The organism is Amycolatopsis sp. N2S4-7 (assembly GCF_058119595.1).
Genome location: NZ_CP172299.1, coordinates 5,198,612 through 5,209,873, shown reverse-complemented (window position 1 = coordinate 5,209,873; position 11,262 = coordinate 5,198,612). Strand labels below are relative to the sequence as shown.

Here is an 11,262-nt window from a genome sequence, read left to right as displayed (position 1 = left end):
GTGGACAACTTCAGATCGCGGCGGCCACCAGCAGGCCGCCACCTACCGGCAGCAGGGCCGGGACCAGGCGTTCGTCCTCCCGGAAAGCCCGCGCCACCTCGCGCAGCGCCAGCGTCTCCGGATCCCGGTGCGACGGGTCGATCACCCGCCCGCCGGCCAGCACGTTGTGGAACGCGATGATCCCGCCGCGCCGCAGCAGCGACACGCCCAGCTCGTAGCACCCCGGGTACTCGATGTGCGCCGAATCGACGAACACCAGGTCGTAGCCACCCGGCGTGAGCCGCTGCAGCACGTCGAGGGCCCGTCCGATGATCAGCCGCGTCCGGCCCGGCGGGAAGCCGGCCTCGCGGAACGTCGCGCGCGCGGCCCGCTGGTACTCCGGCTCGACGTCGATCGACGTGAGGATGCCGTCGGGCGCCATTCCGCGCAGCAGGCTCAGCCCGCTGACCCCGGCACCCGTGCCGACCTCGACGACGGCCTTCGCGCACAGCGTCGCGGCCAGGAACCGCAGGGTCGCTCCCGCACCCGCGCTGAGCGGGGTGCAGCCCAGGTCCTCGGCCCGTGCCCGCGCCGAAGACAGCACCTCGTCGTCGGGCAAGTACCCGTCGACGAACCCGGAATCGGCCGGTGCGGCCGCAGGGGTGGGCGTGTTCACGCACGGAGGTTAGCGTTGGTTGTCGATAAATCCGCGCAGGCTCCCTGGTAAGCACCCGGGAAGAAGTTCTCAGCCTGCTCTCAGTCCAGTCTCACTAGAACCATAAGGAACCCGGACAGACTGAAATCCGAACACACGGGAACACCGTGCCGACGACCCGCGTTGGGTGGAGCAGACAGGAGATACGCAGATGGAGGTGCCTGCTCCCGCGATGCAGAACGCCGTTGCCGACGACGACGCCGCGGTTCAGCCCGTGACCCTGGACGAAGCGGCCTGGACGCCGCCGTCCTGGGACGAGGTCGTGCGCGAACACGGTGACCGCGTCTACCGGCTCGCCTACCGCCTGACCGGCAACACCCACGACGCCGAGGACCTGACGCAGGAGACGTTCATCCGCGTGTTCCGGTCGCTGGCGTCCTACAAGCCCGGCACCTTCGAGGGCTGGCTGCACCGGATCACCACCAACCTGTTCCTGGACATGGCCCGCCGCCGCTCGCGCGTGCGGATGGAAGGCCTGCCCGACGACACCGACCGCATCGTGGGCGACGACCCGAGCCCCGAGCAGGTCTACACCGACACCCACCTGGACCCCGACCTGCAGGCCGCGCTCGACGAGCTGCCCCCGGAGTTCCGCGCCGCCGTGGTGCTGTGCGACGTCGAAGGTCTCTCGTACGAGGAGATCGGCGCGACGCTGGGTGTCAAGCTGGGCACCGTCCGCAGCCGCATCCACCGCGGGCGTCAGGCGCTGCGCGCTTCACTCGAGCGCCGGCGCGCTTACGCACCGCAGTCTGCGAAGGTGTCGGTATGACCGCACCGCGAGGCTGGGGACTCCCCGAGTCGCACCTGCTGCCGGACGTCGTGGTGGCGTTCGTGGACGGCGAGCTTTCGCACGGCGCCCGCGACCGCGCGGCGTCGCACATCACCCGCTGCGCGGCGTGCGCCGCCGAGGTCCGCGCGCAGCGGCAGACCGTCGACGCGATCCGCCGCGCGGGCGCGCCGTCGATGTCGGCCGGCTTCCTCGCGAGCCTCCAGTCCATCCCGGAGCACACGGAGCTGCCGAGCAGCCCCGACAACCTGGCGATCACGGCCGACGGCCAGCTGGTCGCGGTCCAGCGCCCCGACCGGGTCGCGGGCCTGCGCGACTCGGGCGTCCTGGGCGGCGTGGCGCCGCTGGGATCGTCGGCACCGCTGGGCCAGTCCCCGAACGTCCTGGGCGGCGGCCGCTTCAAGCGCCGCGCGGCGCAGGGCGCGGGCGTGGTGGTGTCCGGGCTGGTGCTGAGCGCACTGGCCCTGGTGGGAACCTCCGCGGACGGCGACGGCACCCCCGAGACGGGCGGCGGCACACCGGCGAACGCGAACCTGCTGCCCGCCCAGATGGCGGTGCCGCAGCCGTTGGCGCCGACGTCGACCCCGGCGAGCACTACGCCTGCCGCGGTTCCGGCCGGGATCCGCTGAGCTTCGACCCCGGCGAGCGCTACCCCTGCCGCGGTTCCGGTCGGGATTCGCTGAGGTTCGACCTCGGCGAGCACTACGCCGGCCGCGGTTCCGGTCGGGATTCGCTGAGGTTCGACCTCGGCGAGCGCTACCCCTGCCGCGGTTCCCGCCGGGAACCGCTGAGGTTCATCTGGCTTTGAAGGCCGCGCGGCCTTCGGTGTGTGGGGGCCGGGGGCGAGCTGGGCGCGTGGTGGCCGAGCCGGTCTGCGGGCAACCCGGACAAACCCCGCCCCGCGCCGCAAGAAACAGCCATTTCACTGGCGGACCGGCAGACTCCCAGCACTGGGCTTGGGTATCGTCACGCCCAGCCACCTGATCTTCTGCACCGGGGAATGATGACCGAGCCGAACGTGAATCCCGAGGAGCCCGGCGCGCGCGATGCCGACCGGCTGGCGCCGCGGCCGCTCGCGCGGCCGGTCGTCGATCCGGCGCAGGCCGCCGTGTTCGGGAGGCCGCAGGGCGTCGACGGGGCGTTCGACAAGCTCTACACCCCGCACAAGACCAACGGCGTCAACCTCGCGCCACCCGCGCCCGAATCGCTGGCCGAGGCCTTCCGACGGCCGCCCGGGGCCGAGGGTGTGCTGCTCGAACGGCCTCGCGAGGCCACCGGTGAGCCGCCGCAGGCCGATCCGCCGCTCTGGACCGGGACCAGTGACCCGTGGCGCGATCCCGGCGCCGGGGCCGTCCTCGCCGGGCCCGCGGTGCCCGCCGAGGACGAAGAAAAGCCCGCCAAGAGGCCACCGGGTGCCCTGCTCAGCCTGCCCGAGGTGCTGTTCGGGCGTCGCGTGCAGACGAAGGCGCTCGTGCTGCTCGGCGTCGTCGCGCTGCTCGTCGGCGCGGCCGGCGGCCTGGTCGGCTGGTGGGTCGCCGACACCGGCACCGAGCTCACCGGTTCCGCGACGATCTCCGAAGCCGAGGCGGGCAAGGAACGCCCGGCCGGCTCGGTCGCCGAAATCGCCAAGCGCGTCGCCCCGGCCGTCGTCTCGCTCGAGGTGTTCAAGCCCGGCGCCGAGTCCGGCGAGCAGGGCTCCGGCGTGATGATCGACCCCCAGGGCTACATCCTCACCAACGAGCACGTCATCGCGTCCGCCGCCGCGGACCCGGGCGTCAAGGTCACGGCGGTCTTCATCGACGGCACCCGCACCGAGGCGAAGCTCGTCGGCGCCGACCAGAAGACCGACCTCGCCGTCGTCAAGGTCAACGTCACCAACCCGACCGTCCTGCAGGTCGGCAAGTCCTCGGAACTGCAGGTCGGCGACACCGTGATGGCGATCGGCTCGCCGCTGGCGCTGCAGAACTCCGTGACCGCCGGGATCGTCAGCGCGCTGAACCGCCCGATCACCGCGGGCGGCGACAACGGCGCCCCGCCGGTCACCTACGAGGCCATCCAGACCGACGCCGCGATCAACCACGGCAACTCGGGCGGCGCGCTCGTCGACTCGACCGGCGCGCTGGTCGGGATCAACTCGTCGATCCGGTCGTCCAGCGCGGACGGCGGCAGCATCGGCATCGGCTTCGCCATCCCGAGCGACTACGCGATCAAGATCGCGAAGGCGCTGATCAAGGACGGCAAGGTCAAGCACGCCGACATCGGCATCAACGCCTCCTCGACGGTCGCCGGCTCGTCCACGATGGGCGCGCAGGTGAAGAACGTCGCGCCCGGCGGCCCCGCCGCGAACGCGGGCATCAAGGAGGGCGACGTGATCACCAAGATCGGCAACCGGCTGGTCCGCGACTCCTCGGAACTGACGGTCGCGGTGCGCGCCCACGACGTCGGCGAAGTGGTCCCGGTGCAGCTGGCCCGCGACGGCGCGAGCTTCGTCGTCGACGTAACCCTGGCTTCCGACTGAGTTCCCGTGTTCGGCCTGCCGGAACGCGGCGGGCGGCGGGTACCCTGGGCGGGTAGGTTCCGAGCGGAGGTAGACGGTGTTCGACAGTGTCGGATGGGGGGAAATCCTCGTCCTCATCATCGCCGGTCTTTTCATCCTCGGCCCGGAACGGCTTCCCGAAGCGGCTTCCTGGCTCGCGAAGAGCGTGAAGAAGGTCCGCGACTTCGCGACGGGTGCGAAGGAGCAGCTCCGCGAGGAGATGGGCCCGGAGTTCGACCAGCTGCGCAAGCCGCTGGAGGACCTGCGCGGGCTGCGCAACTTCGACCCGAAACGCGTGGTGACGCAGCACCTGTTCGACGGCGACGCGGACCCGCTCGGCCTGAAGGGCATCACGAACGGCAGCCCTTCCGTCGCGAACGGGACGAACGGAACCAACGGCTCGAACGGCTACACGGTCGGCCAGACGCAGTCCCAGCCCGAGCCGCTGAAGCCCGGCGAGCGCCCGCCGGTCGACCCGGACGCCACGTAACCGCCGCAGCGGTCGATGGTGGAGATCAGCTTCCTGACGGAGTCGGACCGCGCGCGCTGGGAAGAACTGGCCCGCGGCAAGGACACGCACTTCGACGTCGAACGCGGCGACGACGCCTACGAACGGACCTGGCGGCGCCTGCTCGACGACGAGCGGATCCGCGGGATCGCCGCCCGGCTGGATGGCGAGATGGTCGGCGTCGCGCACTACTTGTTCCACGCGAGCATCTGGTACGCCGGAAAGTGCTACCTGGCGGACTTGTTCGTGGACGCGAAAGTCCGGCGGCGGGGTGTCGCGTCGGCGATGATCGCGTGGGTGGCCCGGGACGCCGAGGAGCACGGCTTCCCCAGCCTCTACTGGAACACGCTGGAAGACGCCCCGGCCCGCGCGCTGTACGACAAGGTGGGCAAGTTCCACGACGGTTTGATCCACTACAGCTACCGGCGTGACGCCCACGGCGGCTCCGGAACAACCGACGGAGTGCCCCCCACGTGAGGTGACTCAGACCGGTTGTCCACAACCCGGCGGCGGTGTGGACAACCGAGCCGGACGGCCCCCTTTTTCGGCTTTCCGTCGGGCAGTTCCGATAAAATGGACACGGGGGGACCCCCGGAGAGGGTGGGCTGTTTGGGGACGGCGGCTGGCTGGGTGGGCTCCACGCGAAAGCCAGGACCGCCACGGCCGGCCCGATGATCGGCCCCCCGATAGCCGACGTGACGGGATGGTCGCGGTGGATGTTCGGGATCGGCAGGTGCCGCGCGGCGAGCTCGCCGCGCTGTTCGTACTCGTTGAGCAGCTCCCGCGAGCGGCGTCGCATGTCGGCGAAGACAACGGAGATGCCGCCGTGCCACAGCACCGCGGCCGGTGGCACGTTGCCGATCGAGCGGGAGCCGGCGGCTGCCCGAGATGCGGAGCTGCTTGGGGGTGGCAGTTTGGGCGCGGCGGCTACTCGGGGGCAGGAGCGGCTTGGCGGCGGCTGATTGAGAGCGCAGGGGGCCGGGGACGGCTGCCTCGAGGGCGGTGAGGGGTTCCGGGCGCACGGAAGCCCACTTCGCAGGCCCCGGAAACACGGAAGGTCACCCCGTAGGCGCCGGGCACACGGCGGCTGAGAGCGGCGAGGCCCCGGACACACCGAAGGCCAACCCCGCAGGGTGGCCTCCAGCGACAAACCCAGGCTCAGCGACCCGCAGGGGTCACGTTCAGCATCATCCCCGCCAGCCCGCGGGCCCGGACCGTCAGCTTCTTCGCCGCTTCCTTCAGCACCAGCGAAGCCGGCGCGTCCGGCGCCGCCAGTACCAGCGGCTCACCAGCGTCGCCCTGCTCGCGGAGGCGGGGGTCCAGCGGTACCTGACCCAGGAGCGGCACCTCGGACCCGATCGACTTCGTCAGCGACGCGGCCACCGACTCGCCGCCGCCGGAACCGAAGATCTCCAGCCGCGAGCCGTCCTCCTGCTCCAGCCACGACATGTTCTCGATGACCCCGGCCACGCGCTGACGCGTCTGCAACGCGATCGCCCCCGCGCGCTCGGCCACCTCGGCCGCCGCCTGCTGGGGGGTGGTCACCACCAGGATCTCCGCGTTCGGGATCAGCTGCGCCACCGAGATCGCGATGTCGCCCGTGCCCGGCGGGAGGTCCAGCAGCAGGATGTCGAGGTCGCCCCAGAACACGTCCGCCAGGAACTGCTGCAACGCCCGGTGCAGCATCGGGCCGCGCCACACCACCGGGGTGTTGCCCGGGGTGAACATGCCGATCGAGATCACCTTCACGCCGTGCGCCTGCGGCGGCATGATCATCGTGTCGACCTTGGTCGGCTTCTCGCGGGCGCCCAGCATGCGGGGGATCGAGTGGCCGTAGATGTCCGCGTCCACCACGCCGACCGAAAGGCCGCGCTGGGCCATCGCCGCGGCCAGGTTCACCGTGACCGACGACTTGCCGACGCCGCCCTTGCCCGACGCCACGCAGTACACCCGCGTCATCGAGCCCGGCTGCGCGAACGGGATCACCGGCTCCGCCGCGTCGCCGCGCAGGGACTTCCGCAGCTCCGTGCGCTGCTCGTCGCTCATCACGTCCAGCTCGACGCGGACGTCGACCACGCCCGGGAGCTTCGAGACGGCCGCCTGGGTGTCGTTGGTCAGCGTCGCCTTGAGCGGGCAGCCGGCCACCGTGAGGTAGATGCCGACCGTCACGACGCCGTCGTCGCCGACGACCACGTCCTTGACCATCCCCAGGTCCGTGATGGGTTTCCGGATCTCCGGGTCTTGCACGCTCTTCAGCGCGCTGCGGACGTCGTCGACGCTGGGGAGCTGCTGGGTGCTGGTCACCCCGTCCATGTTACGAGCCGGTAGGAGTGCGCGGCTTCCTGGGCTTCACCGCGAGGTCCTCCCGCAGCCGGTCCAGCTCGCTGCGCAGGTAGTCCCGCGTCGCCACCTCGCCGATCGCCAGCCGCAGCGCCGCCAGCTCCCGGGCCAGGTACTCGGTGTCGGCCTTCGTCTGCAGGGCCCGGTTCCGGTCCTCCTCCAGGGAGACGCGGTCGCGGTCGTCCTGCCGGTTCTGCGCCAGCAGGATCAGAGGCGCCGCGTACGCCGCCTGCGTCGAAAACGCCAGGTTGAGCAGGATGAACGGGTACGGGTCCCACTGCAGGGACACCGCCGTGATGTTCAGCACGACCCAGACGATGACGAGCAGCGTCTGCCAGAACAGGTACTTCCCGGTGCCGAGGAACCGCGCCAGCCGTTCGGACAGCCTGCCGAACGTGTCCGGGTCGATGTTCAGCCTGAACCGGTTCTGGCCGCGGGGCTGGTCGAGCCGCCGTCCCGAAGTCGGCTCAGGCACGGTCTTCCTCCAAGGTGTCGTGCAGCCCGGTTTCGCGCCAGTCCTCCGGCAGCAGGTGGTCGAGGACGTCGTCGACGGTGACGGCGCCGATCAGGTGGTCCTCGGCGTCGATGACCGGCCCGCAGGTCAGGTTGTACGCCGCGAAGTACCGCGTGACCTCGGCCAGCGAAGCGCCCGGTTTCAGCGGCGGCAGCCCGGTGTCCACGGCGCTCGCGACCAGCTCGGCCGGCGGTTCCCGCAGCAGCCGCTGGAAGTGGACGACACCGACGTAGCGCCCAGTCGGGGTCGCCGTCGGAGGCCGGCAGACGAACACCATGCTGGCCAGCGCCGGCGGCAGCTCGGCGTTGCGGATGTGCGCCAGCGCCTCGGCGATCGTCGTGTCCGGGGTCAGCACCACCGGCTCCGGTGTCATCAGGCCGCCCGCGGTGTCCGACGAGTACTCCAGCAGCCGCCTGACCGGCGCGGACTCCTCCGGCTCCATCAGCTCCAGCAGCCGGCTCTGGTCGGCCGGCGCGAGCTCGGCCAGCAGGTCGGCGGCGTCGTCGGGGTTCATCGCCTCGAGGACGTCCGCGGCGCGCTCCTCGGCCAGGTACGCCAGCAGCTCCTTCTGGTCGTCGTCGGGCAGCTCCTCGATGACGTCGGCGAGGCGCTCGTCGTCCATCGCGTCGGCGACCTCGTGCCGCCGCTTCAGCGGCAGGTCCCGGACGGTCGCGGCGACGTCGGCCGGGCGCATGGTGTCGAACAGCATGAGCAGCTGCCCGGCGCCCTGGGGCTGGCCGGTGAGGTCGGTCAGGCTGAGCCCGGCCACCTCCGACCACGGCAGCACCTGCATCGCCGAGCGGCGGCGGCCGAGCCCGATCCGGCGTTCCCGGATGGCCAGCTTCGCCAGCACCCAGTCGCGGGTCCGGGTCGGCTCCATCCCGGCGTCGACGACGGTGATCCGGGTGTCGGACCCGGCCAGCGTGGCGTGCGCGTCGAGCAGCTGGCCGAGCACCAGGACCTCGTTGGGCCGCTGGTTGAACTGGCGCATGTTGACCGAGCCGGTGGCGAGCGTCACGGCGGTGGGCTCGATCGAGGTGACGCGCAGCATGGGCACGAAGACGCGGCGCCGCGTGGTCAGCTCGACGACCAGGCCGAGGATCCGCGGCGGCTGCGCGTCGAGGCGCAGCCCGGCGACCAGGTCGCGGACCCGGCCGATGGACTCGCCGTCCGGGCCGAAAACCGGCAACCCGGACAGCTGAGCTGCGAAAACCCTGTTGACCGCGGCCATGCCGCTGACACTATCGGCTGGCTGCCCAGACAGCGATTTCCGGCACTGTGATGAAGGCCGGGTCGTCGCTGTCTTCGCCGGACTCCTCGTGCTCCTCGAGCATCCAGATCCAGTTCTGCACGGCTCGCACGAGCGTCCAGGCGCGGGCCTTCGCAGCGTCCAGCTCCTGCGAAGCCACGACCACCGCGAACCGTTCGTCCAGTGTGGACTCGGTGAAGCGGTTCCAGAACAGCGGGATGACGCCCCATTCGAGGTCGCCGGCCAGGGGCTTCGGGTCGATGACCAGCCACGGCTCGCGCGTGCCGGCCAGGACGTTCTGGAAGTGCAGGTCCTCGTTCACCAGCACGTCACCCGCCGCCGGGCCCAGTTCGCGGCAGATCGCGACGGCGTCGTCGACCAGCCGCCGCTCGAACGGCTCGCCCAGCTCGGCCCACCGCTGCGGCAGTTCCTCGACCGACGCCGCCGCCTCGGCACGCAGGTGCCGGGCCAGCGACGGCGGCGCGGGGACGGCGAGGCGCCGCGCCAGCCCGCCGATGAGCGGGATCGCGTCGCGCAGCGGCAGGTCGTCGAGGGTGCGCCCGGCGTCGAGCCGCTCGAGCAGCAGGACGCCGTCGTCCGGCGCGGAGTCCAGCAGCAGCACCGCACCCCGACCGGCCCATGTGGACAGTGCGAGCGGCTCGTCGGCGGACTCCTCGTCGCGCCAGCCCAGCTTCAGCGCCACCGGCGTGCCGTCGGCGAGGCGCGCGGGCTGCACCACGCCGACGTAGCCGTGCATCGCCTCACCCTCGAACGTCAGGCCCCACTTCCGCGCATATCGCGCGGCGAGCGACGGCAGGGCGGCCAGCCAGGGGACGGCGTCGGCGCCGAGCACCCGCGGCGCGCGGGTGGCGAAGAGCGAAGGGACGCGAAGATCGGTCACCACCCCAGGCTGACAGCGACGTCCAGCGCATTTCTTCGGGGTCCGCACGGGCGTACGCTGGGATTTCAGGGGAAACGCCAACCCCGGGAGCAGCCATGGTGGTGGAGATTCTCAGCGCCGTCGTCGTCGCGGGTGGAGCCTGGCTCGCCGCCGGCGTGCGCGTGGTGAAGCAGTACGAACGCGGCCTGATCTTCCGGTTCGGCCGCGTGCGGGGACACGTCGCGGATCCCGGCCTGAAGCTGCTGGTGCCGTTCGTGGACCGGATGCAGAAGGTCAACATGCAGATCGTGACCATGCCGGTGCCCGCCCAGGACGGCATCACCAGGGACAACGTCACGGTCCGGGTCGACGCGGTCGTCTACTTCAAGGTGATCGACCCGGTCCTCGCGGCGGTCAACGTGCAGGACTACCGGTCCGCCGTCGGCCAGGTCGCGCAGACGTCCCTGCGGTCGATCATCGGCAAGAGCGACCTCGACGACCTGCTCTCCAACCGGGAGCGCCTCAACGAGGGCCTGGAGCTGATGATCGACAGCCCGGCGCTGGACTGGGGCATCCACATCGACCGCGTCGAGATCAAGGACGTCGCCCTGCCGGAGGCGATGAAGCGCTCGATGTCGCGGCAGGCCGAGGCCGAGCGGGAACGGCGCGCCCGCGTCATCTCCGCCGACGGCGAGCTGCAGGCGTCGTACAAGCTCTCCCAGGCCGCCGCGCAGATGGCCGACACCCCGGCGGCGCTGCAGCTGCGGCTGCTGGAGACGGTCGTGCAGGTGTCGTCGGAGAAGAACTCGACGCTGGTGCTGCCGTTCCCGGTGGAGCTGCTGCGGTTCCTCGACGCGCAGACGCCGAAGCAGGCCGCCGCCCCGCCGGCCGCCCCCGCGCCCGAAGCGGTCGAGACGGCGGAGGCGAAACCCGAGGCGAACGGCCACGCGACGCCGTCTCCGCGCAGCCCCGGCGACGCCGTGCTGCCGGCCGCGGACTAGTCCAGGTAGCCGTTCACGCCGAGGATGATCAGGGTGGTGAAGAAGCCGACCCAGAGCGCGACCACGACGTAACCGACGATCACGGCGGCCGTGGCGAGCCCGCGGCCGCCCGCTTCGCCGCGGTTGGTCTTGCTCAGCGCGATGTGGCCCATGACGACCCCGGCGAGTGCGGTGACTCCGGAGCAGAAGCCGAGGATCGAGCAGACCAGCGCGCCGATCGCCAGTGCGTTGTCCTGCTTCTGCGGCGGCATGGCGTAGGGCCGCCCGTACGCCGCCGGCGCCGCGAACGGCTGCTGGTGGCCGGGCGGCTGGTACATCGGGTGCTGGTACACCGGCTGCGGCCGGCCGGGAGCGGCGTACGGCGTGCCGGGGATGTGCGCGGCGGGCGTCTCGAACGCGCCGGGCGGCAGCTGACCGGGCTGCGGCGGGGCGAAAGTGGTGTCGGCGACGGTCGTGTCCCCGGCTCCGGGAGCGGTGACGGTCGTGTCCCCGGCTCCCGTAGCGGTGACGGTCGTGTCCCCGGCTCCCGTAGCGGCGACCGTGGTGTCGGCCGCGGAGGTCGTGTCCGCGATCGTCGTGTCGGAGACCGTGGTGTCCGCGGTGGCCGGCGGGTCGTAGTTCTCCGGCGCGTAGGGCGCCGGGTCCGCGGTCGGCGGCGGGTCGTACGACACGGCCGGATCGGCGGCCGGACGGTCCTTGTCCCCGGACGGGTCGGTCATGACGGATCCCCTCGGTGCGTGCTGGACCTCAACC

The 11,262-nt window shown here is 71.7% G+C and carries 12 protein-coding genes; 6 read left to right on the top strand and 6 right to left on the bottom strand.

The annotated features are described in order from the left end of the window. Positions 1-10: 10 nt before the first annotated feature. Entirely contained in the window at positions 11-655 is a 645-nt protein-coding gene (locus tag ACH54P_RS24115; RefSeq protein WP_489905647.1) for an O-methyltransferase, read from the bottom strand. Between the two features lie 190 nt (positions 656-845). Between ACH54P_RS24115 and sigE the strand changes: the two genes are divergently transcribed. The 5 genes from sigE (at position 846) to ACH54P_RS24090 (ending at position 5,002) form a co-directional block, all read left to right on the top strand. Beyond that, on the top strand, positions 846-1,463 hold the full coding sequence (sigE, locus tag ACH54P_RS24110; RefSeq protein WP_489905646.1) for an RNA polymerase sigma factor SigE: 618 nt from the start codon (positions 846-848) through the stop codon (positions 1,461-1,463). Then, entirely contained in the window at positions 1,460-2,110 is a 651-nt protein-coding gene (locus ACH54P_RS24105) for an anti-sigma factor family protein (RefSeq protein WP_489905645.1), read from the top strand. The genes sigE and ACH54P_RS24105 overlap by 4 nt, the downstream gene beginning before the upstream one ends. A 371-nt stretch (positions 2,111-2,481) precedes the next feature. Beyond that, positions 2,482-3,999 carry a S1C family serine protease gene (locus ACH54P_RS24100; protein ID WP_489905644.1) on the top strand — a complete coding sequence of 506 codons (1,518 nt, stop codon included), beginning with the start codon at positions 2,482-2,484 and terminating at the stop codon, positions 3,997-3,999. A 76-nt stretch (positions 4,000-4,075) separates the two neighbouring features. Further along, complete coding sequence (gene tatB / locus ACH54P_RS24095) at positions 4,076-4,507, top strand: Sec-independent protein translocase protein TatB (RefSeq protein WP_489905643.1); 432 nt, start codon at positions 4,076-4,078, stop codon at positions 4,505-4,507. Positions 4,508-4,522: 15 nt separating this feature from the next. Beyond that, positions 4,523-5,002 (top strand): GNAT family N-acetyltransferase, encoded by a 480-nt coding sequence (locus tag ACH54P_RS24090; RefSeq protein WP_489905642.1) that lies wholly within the window; start codon positions 4,523-4,525, stop codon positions 5,000-5,002. A gap of 681 nt (positions 5,003-5,683) precedes the next feature. Here ACH54P_RS24090 and ACH54P_RS24085 read toward each other — a convergent pair. The 4 genes from ACH54P_RS24085 to ACH54P_RS24070 are packed head-to-tail and all read right to left on the bottom strand — an operon-like array spanning position 5,684 to position 9,532. Next, positions 5,684-6,829, bottom strand: a complete 1,146-nt coding sequence (locus ACH54P_RS24085; RefSeq protein ID WP_489905641.1) for an Mrp/NBP35 family ATP-binding protein — start codon at positions 6,827-6,829, stop codon at positions 5,684-5,686. A 10-nt stretch (positions 6,830-6,839) separates the two neighbouring features. Further along, the gene (locus ACH54P_RS24080; RefSeq protein WP_489905640.1) at positions 6,840-7,340 is read right to left on the bottom strand and encodes a DUF1003 domain-containing protein; all 501 of its coding nucleotides are present in this window, start codon (positions 7,338-7,340) and stop codon (positions 6,840-6,842) included. Further along, a complete protein-coding gene (locus ACH54P_RS24075; RefSeq protein WP_489905639.1) occupies positions 7,333-8,610 on the bottom strand; it encodes a magnesium transporter MgtE N-terminal domain-containing protein in 1,278 nt (425 codons plus the stop codon). Before ACH54P_RS24075 ends, ACH54P_RS24080 begins: the two co-directional genes overlap by 8 nt. A gap of 10 nt (positions 8,611-8,620) precedes the next feature. After that, positions 8,621-9,532, bottom strand: a complete 912-nt coding sequence (locus ACH54P_RS24070; RefSeq protein WP_489905638.1) for an aminoglycoside phosphotransferase family protein — start codon at positions 9,530-9,532, stop codon at positions 8,621-8,623. A 92-nt stretch (positions 9,533-9,624) separates the two neighbouring features. Here ACH54P_RS24070 and ACH54P_RS24065 point away from each other — a divergent pair, with 92 nt between their 5' ends. After that, on the top strand, positions 9,625-10,509 hold the full coding sequence (locus ACH54P_RS24065; protein ID WP_489905637.1) for a slipin family protein: 885 nt from the start codon (positions 9,625-9,627) through the stop codon (positions 10,507-10,509). Here the strand turns inward: ACH54P_RS24065 and ACH54P_RS24060 are convergent. Further along, complete coding sequence (locus tag ACH54P_RS24060; RefSeq protein ID WP_489905636.1) at positions 10,506-11,228, bottom strand: DUF4190 domain-containing protein; 723 nt, start codon at positions 11,226-11,228, stop codon at positions 10,506-10,508. The two genes, ACH54P_RS24065 and ACH54P_RS24060, sit on opposite strands and share 4 nt — an antisense overlap. Positions 11,229-11,262 lie beyond the last annotated feature (34 nt).